The organism is Arthrobacter sp. P1_D4 (assembly GCF_056406115.1).
Genome location: NZ_JBFUAU010000014.1, coordinates 16732 through 35801 on the forward strand (window position 1 = coordinate 16732; position 19070 = coordinate 35801).

At 67.7% G+C, this 19070-nt stretch carries 16 protein-coding genes; 9 read left to right on the forward strand and 7 right to left on the reverse strand.

Features of this window, described 5'->3' with window-relative positions:
- Positions 1 to 44 precede the first annotated feature (44 nt).
- From AC1D0A_RS14710 to AC1D0A_RS14725, 4 genes are all read right to left on the reverse strand, one after another.
- Positions 45 to 455, reverse strand: coding sequence for a DUF779 domain-containing protein (locus AC1D0A_RS14710; RefSeq protein WP_243181991.1), 411 nt, complete (start codon positions 453 to 455; stop codon positions 45 to 47).
- Between the two features lie 125 nt (positions 456 to 580).
- On the reverse strand, positions 581 to 2104 hold the full coding sequence (gene exaC, locus AC1D0A_RS14715; RefSeq protein WP_459385463.1) for an acetaldehyde dehydrogenase ExaC: 1524 nt from the start codon (positions 2102 to 2104) through the stop codon (positions 581 to 583).
- A 133-nt stretch (positions 2105 to 2237) separates the two neighbouring features.
- Positions 2238 to 3617, reverse strand: a complete 1380-nt coding sequence (locus AC1D0A_RS14720) for a GAF domain-containing protein (protein ID WP_476946116.1) — start codon at positions 3615 to 3617, stop codon at positions 2238 to 2240.
- Between the two features lie 105 nt (positions 3618 to 3722).
- Positions 3723 to 5168: an FAD-dependent oxidoreductase gene (locus tag AC1D0A_RS14725; protein WP_243181988.1), complete on the reverse strand. Its 1446-nt coding sequence runs from the start codon at positions 5166 to 5168 to the stop codon at positions 3723 to 3725.
- A 121-nt stretch (positions 5169 to 5289) separates the two neighbouring features.
- Between AC1D0A_RS14725 and rarD the strand changes: the two genes are divergently transcribed.
- From rarD to AC1D0A_RS14745, 4 genes are all read left to right on the forward strand, one after another.
- Complete coding sequence (gene rarD, locus AC1D0A_RS14730; protein ID WP_476943927.1) at positions 5290 to 6324, forward strand: EamA family transporter RarD; 1035 nt, start codon at positions 5290 to 5292, stop codon at positions 6322 to 6324.
- 92 nt (positions 6325 to 6416) lie between these two features.
- Complete coding sequence (locus AC1D0A_RS14735; RefSeq protein WP_243181987.1) at positions 6417 to 6821, forward strand: DUF7793 family protein; 405 nt, start codon at positions 6417 to 6419, stop codon at positions 6819 to 6821.
- Positions 6808 to 8340: a putative bifunctional diguanylate cyclase/phosphodiesterase gene (locus AC1D0A_RS14740; RefSeq protein WP_243181986.1), complete on the forward strand. Its 1533-nt coding sequence runs from the start codon at positions 6808 to 6810 to the stop codon at positions 8338 to 8340. Before AC1D0A_RS14735 ends, AC1D0A_RS14740 begins: the two co-directional genes overlap by 14 nt.
- Before the next feature lie 65 nt (positions 8341 to 8405).
- Positions 8406 to 9227 (forward strand): class I SAM-dependent methyltransferase, encoded by an 822-nt coding sequence (locus tag AC1D0A_RS14745; protein WP_476946117.1) that lies wholly within the window; start codon positions 8406 to 8408, stop codon positions 9225 to 9227.
- Here the strand turns inward: AC1D0A_RS14745 and AC1D0A_RS14750 are convergent.
- Complete coding sequence (locus AC1D0A_RS14750) at positions 9194 to 10066, reverse strand: universal stress protein (RefSeq protein WP_243181984.1); 873 nt, start codon at positions 10064 to 10066, stop codon at positions 9194 to 9196. The two genes, AC1D0A_RS14745 and AC1D0A_RS14750, sit on opposite strands and share 34 nt — an antisense overlap.
- Positions 10067 to 10256: 190 nt before the next feature.
- Here AC1D0A_RS14750 and AC1D0A_RS14755 point away from each other — a divergent pair, with 190 nt between their 5' ends.
- Positions 10257 to 11036, forward strand: coding sequence for an AMIN-like domain-containing (lipo)protein (locus AC1D0A_RS14755; protein ID WP_476943918.1), 780 nt, complete (start codon positions 10257 to 10259; stop codon positions 11034 to 11036).
- A 163-nt stretch (positions 11037 to 11199) separates the two neighbouring features.
- Here AC1D0A_RS14755 and gabT read toward each other — a convergent pair whose 3' ends face one another.
- Both gabT and AC1D0A_RS14765 read right to left on the reverse strand, forming a co-directional pair.
- Complete coding sequence (gene gabT, locus AC1D0A_RS14760; RefSeq protein WP_476943919.1) at positions 11200 to 12564, reverse strand: 4-aminobutyrate--2-oxoglutarate transaminase; 1365 nt, start codon at positions 12562 to 12564, stop codon at positions 11200 to 11202.
- Between the two features lie 103 nt (positions 12565 to 12667).
- Positions 12668 to 14098, reverse strand: a complete 1431-nt coding sequence (locus AC1D0A_RS14765) for a gamma-aminobutyraldehyde dehydrogenase (protein WP_028276687.1) — start codon at positions 14096 to 14098, stop codon at positions 12668 to 12670.
- A gap of 145 nt (positions 14099 to 14243) precedes the next feature.
- Here AC1D0A_RS14765 and AC1D0A_RS14770 point away from each other — a divergent pair, with 145 nt between their 5' ends.
- The 4 genes from AC1D0A_RS14770 to ppk2 all read left to right on the forward strand — a co-directional run bounded on the left by AC1D0A_RS14770 (position 14244) and on the right by ppk2 (position 19062).
- Positions 14244 to 15686 carry a PucR family transcriptional regulator gene (locus AC1D0A_RS14770; RefSeq protein ID WP_476946118.1) on the forward strand — a complete coding sequence of 481 codons (1443 nt, stop codon included), beginning with the start codon at positions 14244 to 14246 and terminating at the stop codon, positions 15684 to 15686.
- A 196-nt stretch (positions 15687 to 15882) separates the two neighbouring features.
- Positions 15883 to 17175 (forward strand): MFS transporter, encoded by a 1293-nt coding sequence (locus AC1D0A_RS14775; protein ID WP_476946119.1) that lies wholly within the window; start codon positions 15883 to 15885, stop codon positions 17173 to 17175.
- On the forward strand, positions 17172 to 17852 hold the full coding sequence (locus AC1D0A_RS14780) for a FadR/GntR family transcriptional regulator (RefSeq protein WP_028276684.1): 681 nt from the start codon (positions 17172 to 17174) through the stop codon (positions 17850 to 17852). Before AC1D0A_RS14775 ends, AC1D0A_RS14780 begins: the two co-directional genes overlap by 4 nt.
- Before the next feature lie 379 nt (positions 17853 to 18231).
- Positions 18232 to 19062 carry a polyphosphate kinase 2 gene (ppk2, locus tag AC1D0A_RS14785; RefSeq protein WP_476946179.1) on the forward strand — a complete coding sequence of 277 codons (831 nt, stop codon included), beginning with the start codon at positions 18232 to 18234 and terminating at the stop codon, positions 19060 to 19062.
- Positions 19063 to 19070: the final 8 nt, after the last annotated feature.

Consider the following 19070-nt stretch of genomic DNA (forward strand, 5'->3'; position numbering starts at 1 on the left):
GATTTGTCCCACATAGTGAGACAAAGGCCCGGCCGGGGGACGGGTCAGACGGGCCAGTTTTCCATCAGCGTCGAGCGGATGAGGAACCGTTTGCCTTCCGGCGCTTCCACCGAGAAGCCGCTCCCCCGGCCGGGGACGACGTCGACGGTCAGGTGCGTGTGGCTCCAGTAGTTGAACTGTTCACGCGACATCCAGAATTCCAGCGGCTGGGGCTGCAATCCGTCGGAGATGTCGAACAGGCCCAACAGGACGTCGGAGTCGCCGGTCAGGAACTCCCCCGCCGGATAGCACATGGGTGAGGATCCGTCGCAGCAGCCGCCCGACTGGTGGAACATCAAAGGCCCGTGCTGCGTCCAGAGCTTGCGGAGCAGGTCCACGGACTCCGGCATGAGCGCCACCCGGGAGAATTCCTCCCCGGGGCGGGTCACGGCGGCGTCGAGCCTGGTCTGGGTCATTGGGGTCTCCCTGGCTGGTCCGGAAAGTGGTGCGGGGGGGGGGGGGGGGGGGGGGGGGGGGGGGGGGGGGCGGCCCCCCCCCCCCCCCCCCCCCCCCCCCCCCCCCCCCCCCGGGTCAATGCGGCTTAGAAGAAGCCGAGCTTGTTTTCGTTGTAGCTGACCAGGAGGTTCTTGGTCTGCTGGTAGTGGTCCAGCATCATGGAGTGGTTCTCGCGGCCGATGCCGGAGGACTTGTACCCGCCGAACGCGGCACCGGCGGGGTAGGCGTGGTAGTTGTTGACCCACACACGCCCGGCCTGGATCTCGCGGCCGGCGCGGTAGGCGACGTTGCCGTTGCGGGACCAGACGCCGGCGCCGAGGCCGTAGAGGGTGTCGTTGGCGATGCCCATGGCGTCGTTGTAGTCGCTGAAGCGGGTTACGGACACCACCGGGCCGAAGATTTCCTCCTGGAAGATCCGCATCTTGTTGTGGCCTTCGAAGATGGTCGGCTGGACGTAGTAGCCGCCGGCCAGATCTCCGGGCATTTCGGCCCGGCCGCCGCCGGTGAGCACCTTGGCGCCCTCCTGCTTTCCGATGTCGATGTAGGACAGGATCTTTTCCAGCTGGTCGTTGGAGGCCTGGGCGCCGAGCTGGGTTTCGGTGTCCAGCGGGTTGCCCTGGATGATTTTCTCCACCCGGGCCACGGCGTCGGCCATGAAGGAATCGTAGATGTCTTCCTGGACCAGCGCGCGGGATGGGCAGGTGCAGACTTCACCCTGGTTGAAGGCAAAGAGCGTGAAGCCCTCCTGGGCTTTGTCGTAGAACGCGTCATTGGTGTCCGCGACGTCGTTGAAGAAGATGTTCGGGCTCTTGCCGCCGAGCTCCAGCGTGACCGGGATCAGGTTCTGGCTGGCGTACTGGCTGATCAGCCGTCCGGTGGAGGTTTCGCCGGTGAAGGCGATCTTGCGGATACGGGGGCTGGAGGCCAGCGGCTTGCCGGCCTCGACGCCGAAGCCGTTGACCACATTGAGGACACCGGCCGGCAGCAGGTCGCCGATCAGTTCCATCAGCACCAGGATCGAGGACGGTGTCTGCTCGGCCGGCTTCAGGACGACGGCGTTGCCGGCGGCGAGGGCCGGGGCGAGCTTCCAGACGGCCATCAGGATCGGGAAGTTCCACGGGATGATCTGGCCGACGACGCCGAGCGGCTCATGGTAGTGGTAGGCCGTGGTGTCGTCGTCGAGCTGGGACAGTCGTCCCTCCTGCGCGCGCACGGCGGAGGCGAAGTAGCGGAAGTGGTCCGCAGCGAGCGGAATGTCGGCGTTGAGGGTTTCGCGGATCGGCTTGCCGTTGTCCCAGGATTCGGCGACGGCGAGCATCTCCAGGTTCTCATCGATCCGGTCGGCGATCTTGTTCAGGATCGCGGCACGCTCGGCCACGGAGGTCTTGCCCCAGGACGGTGCGATCTTGTGGGCCGCGTCCAGCGCCAGCTCGATGTCCTCGGCGGTGCCGCGGGCCACCTCGCAGAAGACCTTGCCGGTGACGGGGGTGATGTTCTCGAAGTACTGGCCCTTGACCGGGGCAACCCATTCGCCGCCGATCCAGTTCTCGTAGCGGTCCTTGAAGGTGACCTTCGAGCCCTCGGTACCGGGCTGGGCGTAGACAGTCATTGCTAGCTCCTTTGCTGTGCAAAATTTGTGGCGGCCAGTTTCTGGCGCTCACCGTTGCCTACAGCGTAGAAGCCGGAAGGTTGCAGTCAGGTTGCAAGCAAGTGATCCGGGTCACTTTCCCGGGAAAGGCCGGTCAGGCGCTCAGTTCCCGGTCCAGCCGTTCGAGATCTGCGACGACGGCGGCGCGCTTGGGCGAGCGGGGCGGCAGCAGCTTCAGTGCGGCGGACCGGACCTCGACGTCGTCCCTTGCCTCGGGCAGCTCGGCGTACTTCAGGAGCGATTCCGCGCTGCCGTCCGTCAGCACGGCCTCGCGCAGCAGGGAAGAGACCCGGCTCCGCAGCTCGGCGATGCCGGGCGCCTCGGAGCGGGGCAGCACGGCGCCGCGGTAAATTTCCAGCGCTATCCGGTGGGCACCGCGCTGCAGGCAGTTGAGGACCTGGCCGGAGTCCGGCAACAGGTCCATTGGCAGCCGGTAGGGCCGGGATTCCGGAACCGCGTCCGGGTTGAGCTGATGCAGGACCTTGCGCAGGCGCACCATCTCGGCCCGCAGCGTCATGGTGGAGGCATCCCCGGGGTAGAGCAGGGTGCAGAGCTCCTCCGCGTTCAGCCCTTCAGAGTGGGTGCTGAGCAGGGCCAGGATTTCGCTGTGCCGGGCGGACAGGGCCACGGTGCGGCCGTCGATGCTGAGCAGCGCCTGGTCCCGGCCGAGCAGCTGGAGACTGTTGCGGTAGAGGCTGTTGGCGCCCGGGTCCCCGGACGTTTTCGGCGCCGGGCTCCGCCGCCGGGACGCCGGGGACTGCCCGGCTGCGGCCAGCTGCAGCCGTTCCACCCGCAGATGCGCCTGGGCGGCGGCCACTGTCGCTTCGACGAGGGACAACGTATGCGCTGCGACGGCCGATTCCGTGCCGGTGATGTCCACGACTCCCAGCAGGGCGCCGGAATCAGGATCGTGCAACGGCACGGCCGTGCAGCTCCACGGGTGGACGGAGCGCTTGTAGTGTTCGGCGCCGGAGATCTGGATGCCGCGGCCGAGGGCCAGCGCCGTACCCGGGGCGCTCGTGCCAACGGTTGCCTCGGACCAGTCGGCTCCCGGGACGAACATCATCCCTTCGGCCCGGCGCCGCATGGCGGCGTCGCCTTCGACCCAGAGCAGCCGGCCCACCTCGTCCCCCACGGCCACCAGCATGCCGCTGTCGTGGCTGGGCAGGACCAGCAGCTTGTGGATCACGGGCATGATGGCGGCCAAGGGGTGCTGCCGCCGGTATGCTTCGAGTTCTTCGCGGTCCATGGCGAGCGGGGCTTCGGGGTTGTCCGGGTTGGCGTGCAGCTGGACGGAACGCTGCCACGATTCCTGAATCAGGGTGCTGATACCGGGCAACTGTAGGCCCTCGGAGAACGCCAGTCCACGGGAGTCCAGCTGCTCATGGCCCGCACTGGCATATTGCTGGCGCAGCTTTGCGGTGACCCCGCCTGTTGGCGGTAACAATGCTGCCGGATGGACCAGGTTCTTCATTGAACTCCCACTGGACGGGCTCGATGGCGTGCCGGAGGCAGCCACGTCCGGCCCAGTCTAATGGGCCTGCAGGCCACCCGCCAGAGACGCCGGGAACCGCCCCTGCTACCCGCGGGAAATCTCGATCATGTCCTCGCGCGGCACCACCTTGATGCGCTCCCGTTCGATGCCGTTGGCGGACTCCGCCGCGGACCACTCGGCGCCGAGGGCAAGCTCGTGGGCATCGAGCTTGATCCACCCTTCCCACGTGGTGTACTCGATGCCGCGCTCCTTGAGCAGGTCGATGATGGCCTGCGGGTCCGGGTTCTGCGCCGGCGGCAGCGTCAGCCGGTCCTCCAGCAGAAAGCCGATGGTCTCCAGCGCGTCGCCCTTGGTGTGGCCGATCAGCCCGACGGGGCCGCGCTTGATCCAGCCCGTGGCGTAGATTCCGGGCACGGGGTTGCCCTCGGCGTCGAGCACGCGGCCGCCTTCGTTCGGGACGACGCCGCGGCGGGCATCGTATTCCAGCTCATCCAGCGGCGAACCGTGGTAGCCGATCGCGCGGTAGACGGCCTGGACCGGGTAGTCGAGGAACTCACCGGTGCCCTTGACGTTCCCGGTGCCGTCCAGCTGCATGCGTTCGAACTTGATGCCGGCGACCTTGCCGGGGTTCGCGGCGTCGTCTGTTGTTCCATAGATTTCGACGGGGCTGTGCAGGAAGTGCAGGTGCAGCCGGCGCGAGGACGGTTCCTCGGCCTCGGCGTGCTCCTCGACGAGCCAGTTCGTGAGGGTGTTGACCATGGTCCGGATCTGGTTGTTGCTGCGAACGGCCTCGTCCGAGGCCTCGTCGAATTCGAAGTCCTCGGGATACAGGACGATGTCCACGTCCTTGGCGTGGCTGAGTTCGCGCAGCTCCAGCGGCGTGAACTTCACCTGGGCCGGGCCGCGGCGGCCAAACACGTGGACGTCGGTGACCGGCGAATCTTTGAGCGCCCGGTAGACGTTGTCCGGGATTTCGGTGACCAGGAGTTCATCGGCGTGCTTGACCAGCATGCGGGCCACGTCGAGGGCCACGTTGCCGTTGCCGATCACCGCAATCTCCTTGGCCTCCAGCGGCCAGTCCCGCGGCACGTCCGGGTGGCCGTCGTACCAGGAGACGAAGTCGGCCCCGCCGAAGGATCCCTCCAGGCCGATCCCGGGAATATCCAGGTCCGCGTCCTTGATGGCGCCGGTGGAGAAGATGACGGCGTCGTAGAACGCGCGGAAGTCATGCAGCGTCAGGTCCCGGCCATAGGTGACGTTGCCGAGGAACCGGATGTCTCCGCGGTCCAGGACCTTGTGGAGCGCATTGACAATCCCCTTGATCCGCGGATGGTCGGGAGCCACCCCGTAGCGGATGAGGCCGTAGGGCGCCGGATAGGCTTCGAAGAGGTCGATGCTGACCTGGAAGTCGCCGTCCTTGACCTCATTGGATTTCGTCAGGATGTCCGCGGCGTAGACACCGGCCGGGCCCGCGCCAACAATCGCGACACGGAGGGGACGAGAGGATGTGGATTCGGCCGAGTTGGACACCGGGAGCCCTTCTGAGTCTTAGGGACAGCGCCAGTAGATACAGCGCACAGGCCCCTATTCTAAATGTGACCGGCCTGCTCGCGCTCCGATTGGCAGGAATAGGCGTCGCGCAGGTGGTGTTATTGGTTTTGTGCCTAAGCCCGAAGGATCCTTGTCCCCCGCCCCCTTGACAGCGCCGGCCAGCCCGGCCGCTGGAGCAGGGCCGGTGCCGGCCCGGCCGGGCGGACCGGCACCGGTGGACAAGGACACGACGGCGGGAATCCTGTTCGGCATCGGCGCCTACGGGCTCTGGGGGCTGCTGCCCCTGTACTTCTATGTCCTGCATCCGGCCGGCGCGGTCGAAATCGTTGCCAACCGGGTGGTCTGGTCCCTCCTGTTCTGCGTCCTGCTCATCACCGTCACACGGTCCTGGCGGGTGCTGGCTGCTGCTTTCCGGGACCGCACGGTGATTGGGCCGCTGTCCATCGCCGCTGCCCTGATCGCGGTGAACTGGCTGACGTACACCTACGGCGTGACCACCGGCCAGGCCGTCGAGGCCTCCCTGGGCTACTTCATCAACCCGCTGGTCTCCGTATTGCTGGGGGTCTTCGTCCTGAAGGAGAAGCTGCGGCCGCTGCAGTGGGCCGCGGTCGGCATCGGCTTCGTGGCCGTCGGCGTGCTGACGGTCTCCTACGGCAAGCTCCCCTGGATAGCACTGACACTCGCGCTGAGCTTTGGCCTGTACGGATTCGTCAAGAAGCGCGTGGGCCCGCGGGCGGAGGCGATCACAAGCCTCACCGTGGAGACGATCGTCCTGGCGCCCGTAGCTGCGGCCACCATGATCTTCCTCGCGGTCAGCGGGTCGGCAACTCTGGCCGCAAACGGTGCGGGACATTTCTGGCTGCTGGTGGCGTCAGGCGTCATCACCGCGGTGCCCCTGCTGTTCTTCGGTGCGTCCGCCCGCCGCTTGCCGATGACCACGATCGGCCTGCTGCAGTACTTCGCGCCCGTCCTGCAGTTCATCGTGGCGCTCGTCGTGTTCAAGGAAACAATGACACCGGACCGGTGGGCCGGCTTCGGCGTCGTCTGGCTGGCGCTGCTGGTACTGACCGTGGACATGCTGCACACGGCCCGGAAGAACTCCGTGACCCGGAAACGGGCCCGCGCCGCCGCCTAGCTCTACCGCCCCGGCGGGTTGGCGGCCTGCGCACCCCTGCCACTGTGCGTTAGTGTCATCATGAAGGGGACATGTCGGGGCGAAATTGAGGATTGCTGGTGCCACACGAGGATCGTGAAACTCAGGGCGGGCGCGACATCTCGTCCCTGGACTTCGACAGCAACGGCATCTTGCGCCTTCAGTGGGCCCGCGGCGTGGTGATTGATGCCCCCAACGCCCAGCTGGCCATGGATCGCGTCAATGAGTTGTGCGGCGGGCGGCCCACGCCGCTGCTGATCGACATGGCCACCACGGACTCCGTCAGCCGGGCCGCCCGGGCCGTGTTCGCCAAGCACTGCGACGCCTCGGCAATCGCACTCCTCGGCTCCTCCGCCGTGGACCGGGTCCTCGCCAACTTCTTCCTCGGCGTCAATTCCGCGCCGGTTCCGACACGCTTTTTCACCAACGGTGAAGAGGCGGTCCGCTGGCTGACCTCACAGGGCCATGACGGGGCGTGATGATGACCGCCGCCTCGAGGAACTCGTGGACGGCATCGTGGTTCTGTCCTCGGGCGATCTGTCGAACCGGCTGCCGGTCTCACCGGCCCGGGACGGGATAGACGCAGTCACCACCGGCATCAACCTGCTGGCCGAAGAGCTCCAGAGCATGTACGAGGACCTGGAAGTCCGGGTCGCCGAGCGGACCGCGCTCCTGGAGGCGGCCAAAGCCGAACTCCGGCGCGTCATCAACACCGATGAGCTGACCGGCCTGGCCAGCCGCTCGCTGCTGCAGGAAAAAGTGGCCGAAGCCGTTGCCGGGGCCGGCACGGGACGCCAGCCAGCCCTGATCCTGATGGACCTTGATTCCTTCCGGCTCATCAACGACAGCCTCGGCCACGCCGCCGGGGACGCCGTACTGCGCGAGACGGCCCTGCGGCTTAGCGCCGCGGCCGGACCGGGCCACTTGATCGCACGCCTCAGCGGCGATGAATTCGCGGTGCTCGTCGCGGACCAGGACACGGAGTCCGTGCTGCAGACCGCGGCCCGGCTCGGCGAATCACTGAAGGACAGAATCATTGCCGGCGGTGTGGCGGTCGCCCTCACGGCCGGCACCGGTGTCCGGCTCGGCGAACCGGGCCTGCGAAGCGAGGAACTCATCCGCGATGCCGACATAGCCATGCACGAGGCCAAGAAACGCGGCAGGGACACCCTCCTGGTGTTTTCCGCGGCCATGCACGAGGCCGCCAAGCAGCGGGTCCACCAGGTGGCGGAGCTGCGGACGGCACTGGCGACGGACCAGCTCGAGCTGGAGTACCAGCCCATCATGGACCTGCGCACCGGAGCGATCGCCGGCGCCGAGGCCCTGATCCGCTGGCGCCATCCCGCCTTGGGCCTGCTGGGGCCGGATACCTTCCTCGACGCCGCCGACGAGGCCGGGCTCACCGTGGAAATCGGCCACTGGGTGCTCCGGAACGCCATCGCACAAACCGGCCGCTGGAAGTCCGATCCGGGGCTTCCCGCGGACTTCAGCACGCACATCAACCTCTCCCCCGCGGACCTGCACCACGTCGATCTGGCACCCTACGTCGAAGGCCTGCTGAGCCAGAACGGCGTCGAGCCCCGCCATATCTCGATCGAAATCACCGAAACCGCGATCATGCGCGGCGGCCCCGAAGTGGCCGCCACCATGCAGTCGCTCAATGACCTCGGCGTCCGGATCGAGATCGACGACTTCGGCACCGGCTATTCCTCCATCAGCTACCTGCGCACGCTCCCCGCCGCGCAGGCGAAGATCGATAAGTCCCTGCTCGACGGGCTGACCACGGACCGGCAGCAGGAAACCTTCGTCGCCGCCATCCTGCAGCTGATCCATTCGGCCGGGTTGGGCGCCGTCGCCGAAGGCATCGAGGACAGGGAGCAAGCCAACAGGCTGCGGCAGCTGAACTGCGAGTTCGGCCAGGGGTATTTCTTCAGCCGCCCGCTCCCGGTGGCGGACATGACGGACCTGCTCGCGCACAGAGACGGCGCGGTCGCGTGAGAGGAACCGTGCCGGCGGGCAGACGCAAAACAGGAAAACGCAAAACAGGAAAACGCGTGCACTGGGTGGCAGATAGTGTCCGGCTCGCGGCCAGGGTTGCCGTGCTCTCCCTGCACCGTCCCAGCCGCCCGGACCGGCGCTGGGATGCCTTCTGGCGCGGCGTGTCCCAGGGATCCCTCCGGGAACCGGTCATCTGGGACGCCGCCCCGGGCGCCGGGAACGAAGAGATCCGGCACCACCTGCGAGTGATGGCCGGCGCGATGGACACCAGCCTTCCGGTGATCGATCTCGGCTGCGGGAACGGCACCATCACACGGCGGCTTACCGACATCTTCGCCTCGGTCCTCGGCGTCGACGTCTCACCCCAGGCCGTGGCAGCCGCGCATTCCGCGCAGCCGCAGGTTGCAGGCCTCCGTTTCCGGAGCCTGGATGCCACGCAGCCGGCCGCGGCGGCTGCGCTGGCGGGCGAACTCGGCGACGCCAACGTCTTTGTCCGCGGCGTGCTCCATGTCCTCAGCCGGCGTCGGCAGGCACGCCTCGCAGGCTCCATCGAAGCGCTCCTGGGCACCCGGGGCAGGATCTACCTCGTCGAAACGAACGTGCCGGGCAGCGCCCTGAGCTACCTGCGGGAACTCGGCGCCACCGGCAGGCGGATCCCGGGACCGCTCCGCCAGGCCATTGCCTCGTTGCCGAAACCGGGCCACTTCGGTGCCGGGCAACGCTCCCGCGTGTTTCCCCCGGACCGCTGGACCCTCATCGCGGAGGGACCCACCGTCCTGAAGACGGTGCCGATGGAGGCCGGTGGACCGCCCGGCAGCATTCCCGCGTACTGGGCGGTCCTGGCCCCGGCGCCTCAGACCTCCGGGAAGGCATCCACCCGCTGGTAGTCGCGCGGGACCACCACCATCGGAACCGGAAGCGCCCGCAGCACCTTGAAAGCCGTGCTGCCAATGAACAGTTTGTGCTTCTCCGCCAGGCGGGAGGACCCGACGATCATGACCTCGCCGTCGTCCCATTCCAGGTCATCGATCGCTTCCTCGATCGTGCGGCCGTGCGCGACCTCCACGCTGACATGGTGGCCCTCCGGCAGACGGTGCGCGGCGGCAGCGAGGACGGTGTTGGCGTGGATGTGGGCGGCGTTGACGTTCTCCCCGCCGTCCCCCTCGACGTCCAGTTCCACGAGGGAAACCAGCCGAAGCGGCACGCCACGGCGCTCGGCGGATTCGATCGCGACGTCGATCGCCGCCTCCGCTCCGACGCGCTGGCCCACCGCGAGGGTCAGACGCGTGATGGCTTCGGTCTGGCGGTAGCCGCGCGGCGCCAGTGCCACCGGTACCGGGGCAGCGTGCAGCAGGGCGTTGGCCACGTTGCCCACGGTATGGCGCTTGAACAGGCCGCTGCTGGCGGCACCCACCACGATCAAGCCGGCCCTGAACTCGAGTGCGGCCTCGATGAGGCCGGCCGCGAACGATTCTGCCTGGCGGACATGGAAGTGCGCCTCCAGCCCCTCGGGGACCAGTTCCATTCCCTGGCGTTCCGCTGAGCGGATCTGCTGCTCCGCGGCGCTGACCTGGTTTCCTTCCGGATTCATCGCCACATAGGGCGTGTGCCGATCCACCACATAGACCAGGTCGAGATGCGCTCCCTGCGCGCGGGCCATGGCTGAGGCCAAGGCAACGGCGTCCGCACCACGTTCGGTGGGTGTATAGCCGACTACGTATCGCATGTATGAACCCCTTTGGGTCTGGGGCAGATGCCAGCTGCGCCCCGGGGGTTCCGGGCGACGTCGGCCGGTCTGCGTTCCTGCAGTGGATAGGAACGACTCTAGTCCAGCGGCACGTCAAAAGGTGGTGACTTATTACCCTGACCAGCACAATCTTCCGGACCTACGCTGGAATGGTCGAGGGGAGCGCACCATGGACGCCATTCGCAACGGACGGACGCGGACGCGGACCGCGGGAGTGGGAACCCTGACGCTCCTGCTGGTCCTGACCGCCTGCACGCCGGCCCCGCAGCCCTCCGCCGGCAGCCAGCCGCCGTCGCAGTCCCCGACCGCCTCCGTCGGCCCGACCGCCAGCCCGTCGCCGTCGGCAACCGGGGATGCCGACGAAACGGCGCCGCCGCAACCAGGCGACAAGGTGATCTCCTCCACGGTCACCCACGACTGGTCCGTGCCGGGGCCAACCACCCCGTTCCACACGGACCACAAGAACCCTGTGCCGATCGCGCCCCCGCCGGCGGCACCGCTGCCGACGCTGTCCGCCATCGGCGCGGGCCAGCACCCCTCCGACGCGCCGCCGTACGACCAGTTGAGCTTCCGCTTCACCGGTGGCTTCCCCAGCTACGACGTCGAAACGGTCCCCGAACTCGTCGACGACGGCAGCGGCCTGCCCATCCCGATGCCCGGCACGGGAACCCTCCTCGAGGTGACCTTCCGCGGGGCCCAGTCGCACACCGCGGACGGCACGGCCAGCACCGTGACCAGTGCGCCGCCGCCGGCAATCGGATACCAGGCGCTCACCAGCTACGCGCCGGCCGGGGACTTCGAAGGCGTGCTGAGCTACGGGATCGGCGTCGGCCGTCCGATGGGCACGATTCCGGAGACGAAGGTGCGGGTCACTGAGGTGGAGAAGATCGAGCAGGGCCAGCACCTGTACGTGGTGGCGATCCAGCTGGACGCGACCGCCTGGAAGTAGGACCGGACGCAGGACCGGATGCAGGGCCGAACAAAGCCAAGCCGGAAACAGCGGAGGAGCCACGGACAAGGTGTCCGCGGCTCCTCCGCTGTGTCGCCCGTTTTCGGGTAGCGCCGGCTCGCCGGGAAAGGATCGCCTTCCCGGCAGCTCACTGGGCCTTGGGCTAGGCGTTGGCCTTGATGGCCGCGGCCAGGACTCCGAGGCCGTCCAGCAGCAGCTCGTCGCTGATCACCAGCGGGGGCAGCAGCCGGATGACGTTGCCGTAGGTGCCGCAGGTGAGGATGATGACACCCTCCTTGAGGCAGGCTGCAGCGACGGCCTTGGTCAGCTCCGGGTTCGGCTCCTTGGAACCGGCCTGGACGAGTTCAATGGCCAGCATGGCGCCGCGGCCGCGGACGTCACCGATCACTGAACTGTCAGCAAGCTCGGCGGCGAGTTCGCGCAGCTTGCCGAGGGCGATCTCTTCAATGTGCTTGGCGCGGCCGTTGAGGTCGTACTGCTCCATCGAGCCGATCGACGCCAGCGCTGCTGCGCACGCCACCGGGTTGCCGCCGTAGGTGCCGCCGAGGCCGCCCGGGTGGACGGCGTCGAGGAGATCGGCGCGGCCCGTGATGGCGGAGAGCGGCATGCCGCCGGCGATGCCCTTGGCCATGGTGATGATGTCCGGGACAACACCTTCGTGGTTCACGGCGAACCATTCACCGGTGCGGCAGAAGCCGGACTGGACCTCATCGGCGATGAACACGATGCCCTTGGCCTTGGCCCAGTCCGCCAGCGCGGGCAGGAACCCGTCGGCGGGGACAATGAAGCCGCCTTCGCCCTGGATGGGTTCGATGATGATCGCGGCAACCTGCTCGCCGCCGATCTGCTTCTCGATCATGGTGATGGCGCGCTTGGCGGCCTCGGCACCGGTGATCTCCGGGTTTTCCTCGCGGAACGGGTAGCTCATCGGCATGCGGTAGACCTCGGGCGCGAACGGGCCGAAGTTGGTCTTGTACGGCATGGCCTTGGCGGTCAGCGCCATGGTCAGGTTGGTGCGGCCGTGGTAGGCGTGGTCGAATGCGACGACGGCGTCCCGGCCGGTGGCCAGGCGGGCCACCTTGACGGCGTTTTCGACGGCCTCCGCGCCGGAGTTGAACAGCACCGTGCGCTTTTCGTGGTCGCCCGGGGTGAGGCGGTTCAGCTGCTCGGCAACGGCGACATAGCCCTCGTACGGCGTGACCATGAAGCAGGTGTGGGTGAAGTGCTCCACGGCTTCCTTCACGGCGCCGACGACGGCGGGGTCCGAGGCGCCGACGCTCGTCACGGCGATGCCGGAGCCGAGGTCAATGAAGGAGTTGCCGTCGACGTCGTGGATGATGCCGCCGTCGGCGTCGGCCACGAAGACCGGGACGCTGGACGCGACGCCGGCCGCGACGACCGCCTTGCGGCGCTCGGTCAAGGCAACGGACTTGGGGCCCGGGAAGTCGGCCTGGACGCGGCGCTTCTGCTCGAGCCGGTAGGTGATGTCATGTGCGGTGGTGGTCATGGGAAGGCCTTCCTAAGCGTGCGGTTGAGGCGCGCGAGTTATGCGTCAGGTTGAGTTAGCAGCGTTATGCGCCTGCGATATGCGCCTGCGTTATGCGCCTGCGTTATGCGTCCAACGCAGACATGACGTGCTTGATGCGGGTGTAGTCCTCCACGCCGTACATGGACAGGTCCTTGCCGTAGCCGGACTGCTTGAAGCCACCGTGCGGCATTTCGGCGGTGAGGAGAATGTGGGTGTTGATCCAGACTGCGCCGAAATCGAGGTCGCGGCTCAGGCGCATGGCGGTTCCGTGGTTCGTCGTCCAGACGCTCGAGGCCAGGGCGTACTCGACGTCGTTGGCCAGTTCCACGGCCTCGTCCTCGGTGCTGAACTTCTGCACCGTGATGACCGGGCCGAACGTTTCCTTCTGGACGATGTCATCGGTCTGCTTGGCGCCGGTGACGATGGTGGGTTCGAAGAAGAAGCCCTTCTCGCCCGCACGGTGGCCGCCGGTCTCGATCTTGCAGTTCGCCGGCAGGTGCTCGACGACGGAGGTGACCGCGTTGAAGTGGTTGACGTTGTTCAGCGGGCCGAAGTAGTTGTCTTCGTCGTTCTGCGAGCCGGTGTGCAGGGTCTTGGTGTGCTCCACCATGGCGGCAACGACGTCGTCGTGCACCGAATCCTGGACGAGGACGCGCGTAATGGCCGTGCAGTCCTGGCCGGCGTTGAAGAAGGCGAACTCGGCGATCGCCGCGGCGCTCTTCTTGATGTCGGCGTCGGCGAACACGATCGCCGGGGCCTTCCCGCCGAGTTCCAGGTGGGCGCGCTTGAGTCCCTTGGCGGCACCCGAGGCGACAGCGATGCCGGCGCGGACGGAACCGGTGATGGAGACCAGGCCGGGGACCTTGTGCTCGACCATCATGGCGCCCGTTTCGCCGGTTCCCAGGACAACGTTCAGGACGCCGGCCGGGAAGATCTCACCGGCGAGCCGGGCCAGCACCAGGGTGGATTCGGGGGTGGTGTCCGAGGGCTTGAGGACGACGGTGTTGCCGGCGGCCAGGGCGGGTCCGATCTTCCAGATGGCCATGAGGAACGGGTAGTTCCAGGGGGCCACCTGCGCAACGACGCCGATCGGCTCGCGCCGCACGTAGGAGGTGTGGCCTTCGAAGTACTCGCCGGCGGACTTGCCTTCCATGATGCGGGCGGCGCCTGCGAAGAAGCGCAGCTGGTCGGCGCCCGCGGCCACTTCCTCGGAGGCGATCAGGGAGCGGACCTGGCCGGTGTTGCGGTGCTGGGCCTCCACGAGCTCGTCACTGTTGGCCTCGACGGCATCCGCGAGCTTGAGCAGCATGAGCTGCCGCTGCCCGGGCGTGGTGTGCTTCCAGGTCTTGAACGCGTTCTTGGCTGCCGTCATGGCGGCGTCGACGTCGGCCTGTACCGAGATCGGCGCCTGCGCCACCACGTCGCCGTTGGCGGGGTTCACGATGGGCAGCAATCCTGTGCCGGCGGGGGTGACGAACTCGCCGTTGATGAAGTTCTGCAAGGTTTGAACCACGGTGTACAACCTCTTTCTACTGCCAATGACGGATGTGTGACTGGTCACGAGCCTATGCCAGCAGGCCAAGGCAGGGAATAGGCACCTGCACACCATCCCCGCAGAACTTTAGTGCGCTTGACCAGCACCCGGCTATCCTGAATCCATGGCCATTTCACTCGCAGCCCTACTGGGAGTTCCGTCCCTGCATCTCACCAAGGCCGGACTCGCCGAAACCACCTGGCACCAGGACATTCTTTGGGTGGCCGTCACCGAACAGGAGGATCCGCAGCGGTTCCTCAATGGCGGCGAACTGATCCTGACGACCGGGATGCGGCTCAAGAGTGCCGCGGAGCAGCGCCGGTTCGTGCGTCAGGTCCAGCGGGCGGGCGCGGTGGGCATCGGGTTCGGGGTGGGCCTGACGCACGACGCCGTTCCGCCGGCCCTGATCGCCGAAGCCAACCGGTGGGGGCTGCCGGTGGTGGAAGTGCCCTACGAGACACCGTTCATCGCGATCGGAAAGCTCGTGGCCGACGCCCAGTCCGCGGACCACCTGGTCAAGCTTGAGCGGCTCATCGCCGGGCACCAGATCCTGGCCCGCGCCCTGCTGACCGGCGGCGGCCTCGCCGAGCTCCTGAAACACCTGGGGTCGATGCTGCGCACCGAGATCGTCCTGACCCAGTTCACCGCCCAGCTGTACAACAGCGTTGCCGGCCACCCGGCGCCCAAGGCCGAGGGCTGGGCGTCCTATCCCATCCCCACGGGACGGCGCGACGCCTGCACCCTGTGGGTGAAGCAGCCGTTCGAGGACACGGGCATCGTGGGCTACGCCCAAAACCTGATCAGCGTTGAGCTCAACAACATGGTCAAGCAACGGCAGGCGCAGCGGGCGCTGGCGGGCCAGGTCCTCGACGACGTTATCCACGGGACGCTGGAGGCGTCCGAAGCCACCCGGCGCCTGGCCGGCGTCGGCATCAACAGCACCCGCAAGAACGTGGTCCTGCTCGCCGAATCGGCCGCCCACCAGAAACAGCTGGGAAGCTCGTCGCTGCCCCAGCCGCTGGCTGCGGCGGTCGGCTCCGTCGTCGGGAAGGACCTCGTGGTGGTGGTGGCCGACGACGGGAGCGGCGCGAGCGCCCTTGCCCGCAGCCTCAGCGACCACCTCGCCGAGGCCGGGATCCATGCCACGATCGGCATAGGCGGGGCGTACACCAAGCCCAACGGCCTGCGCTGGAGCTATTTCGAGGCCCGCGACGCGGCCAGCCACGGGCTGCCGGTCAACGAGCCCGAGCGGCTGAGCCTGACCTCGCTGCTGCTGGCCAGCGAGGACGTTCCGCTGGCGGACATGGCCAGCGAATCACTGAACCCGCTGCGGGCCTTCGACGCGGCGCACGGCGCCGAACTCATGTCCACGCTGGAAAGCTACCTCGGCAACAACGGTTCGGTGGCGGCCGTCGCCGAGGAACTGACGCTGCACCGCAATACTGTCCGCTACCGGCTGGCGCAGATCACCGAACTCACCGGATATGACCCCGCGCAGACAGCGGACCGGGTGCAGCTCTGGCTCGCGCTCGCGGTGCAGCGGCTCAGCGCCCGGCACCCGCGCTGACCCGCAGCAGCGCACCGGCCACCGCCGCACCGACCAGCGCCACACACCAGCCGCAACTCAAGCAACGCGGGGTCGCTTAGCGCCCATTGAGCGGCCCGGGATGGGCGCTAAGTGACCCCGCGTTGCTTTCCGTCACTTGCAGAGATATTCGCCACTAAAGGCTGAGTCACAAACATCAAACGTCTAACCTTTAGGTATGGCTAGCAGCACGGCGGTTTCCGCACTTTCCCAGACAGCTCCACCCGGCGCGGTCCGCCCGCGGGGCGTGATCGTGGCCGGCGTCGTCGCGCTCGTGCTCATCGGGCTCAACCTGCGCGCCGGCATCACCGGCGCCGCCGCGCTTTTCCACGACCTGCAGGCTGTCCTGGGCTACGGCCCGCTGATCGCAGCGCTGCTCCCCTCGATCCCCACGCTGTGCTTCGCGGTGGCCGGCGCTGCCACGTCCTGGCTCACCCGGCAGCTGGGGCTGGAAAAAGCCATTCTGCTCTCCCTCGTGATGCTGGCCGCCGGGCTGCTGCTCCGCGGCGTCCCGTCCACCGGGATGCTGCTGGCCGGTACCGTGGCGGGGATGTCCGGGCTGGCCATCTGCAACGTGGCCATGCCCTCTTTCATCCGCGTGCACTTCGCGGACCGCACGTCCCTCATGACCGCCGTCTACACGCTGACCATGACCACAGGCGCCACCGCCACCGCCGTGCTGATCGTTCCGGTGGCCCAGGCCCTGGGCTCGCCGTCGGCGGGCGTCGGCGCGATCGGATTCCTGGCCCTGGGGGCGTGCCTCGGCTTCCTCCCGATCGCTGTGCACGCCCACCGCAACGCGCCCGCGACCAAGGCTGCCCGGGTCTCGCCATGGCCCCTGCTGCGGACCCGCACGGGCGCCCTGATCACCCTCGGCTTCACGGTGCAGGCGCTCCTGGCCTATGCCGTGCTCAGCTGGTTCCCCTACATGCTGGCCACCATGGGCCTCACCGCCTCCGACAGCGGGCTCATGTTCGGACTCATGCAGCTCGTCTCCGTCCCCGCCGGCATGGTGCTGGTGGCCATCGGCTCACGCCCCCGGATGCTGCGGACGGCGTTCTACCTTGCCACCGTGACCATGGCCCTGGGCATCCTGGCCATGCTGATCCTCCCCCCTGCCTGGTCTCCCCTGACCGCTGTGCTGGTGGGCTTCGGCCTCGGCATCTTCCCGCTGGTCATGGTGATGATCAGCCGCAGCGGCCGCAGCACGGCCGAGACCACCGCGCTGTCCACCGTGGCCCAGTCCGCCGGGTATCTGCTGGCGACGCTCGGCCCGTTCGGCATGGGCCTGTTGCACAGCGCCACCAATTCCTGGACGCTGCCGTTGGCCCTGCTGCTGGCCGTGGCCCTCGGCCAGATCGCGGTTGGCCACCTGCTCTCGGCCGGTCCGAAGGAGCTGCGGGCCAAGGAACTGGCAGCCAAAAAGCTGCGGGCCACCGCCCCGCACGCCTCGGAAGGAACCCGGCCATGACACTCACAGCTTCGCACCGGCCACCGCTGGCGGAGGAAATCACTGCCAAGCTGCGGGCCCTGATCCACTCGGGCGAGTGGCCGCTGCAGCAGCGCATTCCGGCCGAACCTGAGCTGATGGCCGCCTTTGGGGTTTCCCGTGGCACCCTGCGTGAGGCCATCAAAGCGCTGGCCCACAGCGGAATGCTCGAGGTCCGCCGCGGGGACGGCACGTATGTCCGCGCCACGAGCGAGATCGCAGGCGCCACGCAGCGCATGTATGAGGACCACTCCCAGGAGCACATCCTCGAGGTCCGGGTCGGGCTGGACACCCAGGCGGCCCGGCTCGCTGCACGGCATGCGACGGCCGACGACCTCACCGCCCTGCGCGGTTTGCTCACCGCCCGCCGTGCCGCCTGGCTCGCCGAGGACTACGCCGCGTGGGCACGGGCAGACTGGGACTTCCATGCGCGCGTGGCCGAGGCGTCCGCCAACCCGCTGCTGCATGAGCTGTATGTCAGTTTCGGCAGCGTATTCCACAACGACCTGCTCCGCCAGCAGCGTCGGGGAGGCTTCAACGGCCTGCCGCACGAGGGCCACGACGAACTCGTGGCTGCGATTGCCGCCCGCGACGAGGCGGCCGCCGTCGAAAGCGTCACCCGGAACCTGAATTCCTGCGCGGAATGGCTCCAGGAGTAACCCAAGACTTTCCCAAGGTGCGCGGAAGATGCTCTGTCTCAGTGGCGGCCGCCACCCGCGCACCGGCCTCGCGGCCAGGCGGGTTTCCGTCATCATCGGCGTCAGCGCCGAGTCCGGACCGCCGGCCCCTGCGCCCAGCAGCAGGGGCCGGCTCGGCCGAGAGAGACCCGGTTCCACCGGCGCCCATTAGGGTCTTAGTGCCGTAGACCGGACTCCAGCCGCGGTCAACACTAAGAATGGCAGGACGCCGCACGAGGGTGCCCGCGACAAGTGCAGCTGCGCCCCAGTCCCGGGCCGGGGTGCCGGTCTCGTTGGATGACAGTCTCGCCGGTGTCGCAGTGTTGTGGTTTACCTCAGCAAGTACGTCGCGAGGAGGTCGATGGTGGGCAAGAAGAAAAAGTCCAAGGGCTCCGACACAGAGGACGAGCGCGCCGGGAAGAAGATGCCGCGCAAGAAGTACGAAGCGGAGATGGAGGTCCTGCAGGGTGAACTGGTCGCCATGCAGGAGTGGGTGAAGGCCACCGGAGCCAAAATCTGCATCGTCTTCGAAGGCCGCGACACGGCCGGCAAGGGCGGCACGATCAAGCGCATCGTCGAGCGGGTGAGCCCCCGGGTATTCCGCGTGGTCGCGCTCCCCACACCGACCGAGCGGGAGAAGTCGCAGATGTACCTCCAGCGCTACATGTCGCACTTCCCGGCGGCGGGCGAGGTGGTCATCTTCGATCGCAGCTGGTACAACCGTGCGGGCGTCGAACGGGTGATGGGTTTCTGCACCCCGGAACAGACCCAGAGGTTCCTCGACATGACCCCGATGGTGGAGAAGGCGATGGTCGACTCCGGGATCATCCTGCTCAAGTACTGGCTCGAGGTCAGTGCGGACGAGCAGACCAGGCGGCTCGAGAGCCGCATGGATGATCCGCGCAAGACCTGGAAACTCTCTCCGATGGACCTGAAGTCCTACAAACGGTGGTACGACTATTCCCGGGCCCGGGACGCCATGTTCGAGGCGACCGACACCGCCTGGGCGCCGTGGTACATCGCGCACAATGACATCAAGAAGCGCGGCCGGCTCAACGTCATCAGCCATATTCTCAGCCAGGTGCCCTACGAGCCGTACCCGGGGCTTGACGTCGAGCTCCCCAAGCGCCAGAAGGCCGGCGATTACACCGAGCCGGCACTGTCCGTGCGGCACATCCCCACCCCGTTCTAAGCAGCGCC

What these genes read in the sequence shown, in the direction of transcription:
- AC1D0A_RS14710 (WP_243181991.1), bottom strand. Translation starts at nt 455, where the DNA reads ATGACCCAGACCAGGCTCGACGCCGCCGTGACCCGCCCCGGGGAGGAA.
- exaC (WP_459385463.1), bottom strand. Translation starts at nt 2,104, where the DNA reads ATGACTGTCTACGCCCAGCCCGGTACCGAGGGCTCGAAGGTCACCTTC.
- AC1D0A_RS14720 (WP_476946116.1), bottom strand. Translation starts at nt 3,617, where the DNA reads ATGAAGAACCTGGTCCATCCGGCAGCATTGTTACCGCCAACAGGCGGG.
- AC1D0A_RS14740 (WP_243181986.1), top strand. Translation starts at nt 6,808, where the DNA reads ATGACGGGGCGTGATGATGACCGCCGCCTCGAGGAACTCGTGGACGGC.
- AC1D0A_RS14750 (WP_243181984.1), bottom strand. Translation starts at nt 10,066, where the DNA reads ATGCGATACGTAGTCGGCTATACACCCACCGAACGTGGTGCGGACGCC.
- AC1D0A_RS14755 (WP_476943918.1), top strand. Translation starts at nt 10,257, where the DNA reads ATGGACGCCATTCGCAACGGACGGACGCGGACGCGGACCGCGGGAGTG.
- gabT (WP_476943919.1), bottom strand. Translation starts at nt 12,564, where the DNA reads ATGACCACCACCGCACATGACATCACCTACCGGCTCGAGCAGAAGCGC.
- AC1D0A_RS14770 (WP_476946118.1), top strand. Translation starts at nt 14,244, where the DNA reads ATGGCCATTTCACTCGCAGCCCTACTGGGAGTTCCGTCCCTGCATCTC.
- AC1D0A_RS14775 (WP_476946119.1), top strand. Translation starts at nt 15,883, where the DNA reads ATGGCTAGCAGCACGGCGGTTTCCGCACTTTCCCAGACAGCTCCACCC.
- AC1D0A_RS14780 (WP_028276684.1), top strand. Translation starts at nt 17,172, where the DNA reads ATGACACTCACAGCTTCGCACCGGCCACCGCTGGCGGAGGAAATCACT.
- ppk2 (WP_476946179.1), top strand. Translation starts at nt 18,232, where the DNA reads ATGGTGGGCAAGAAGAAAAAGTCCAAGGGCTCCGACACAGAGGACGAG.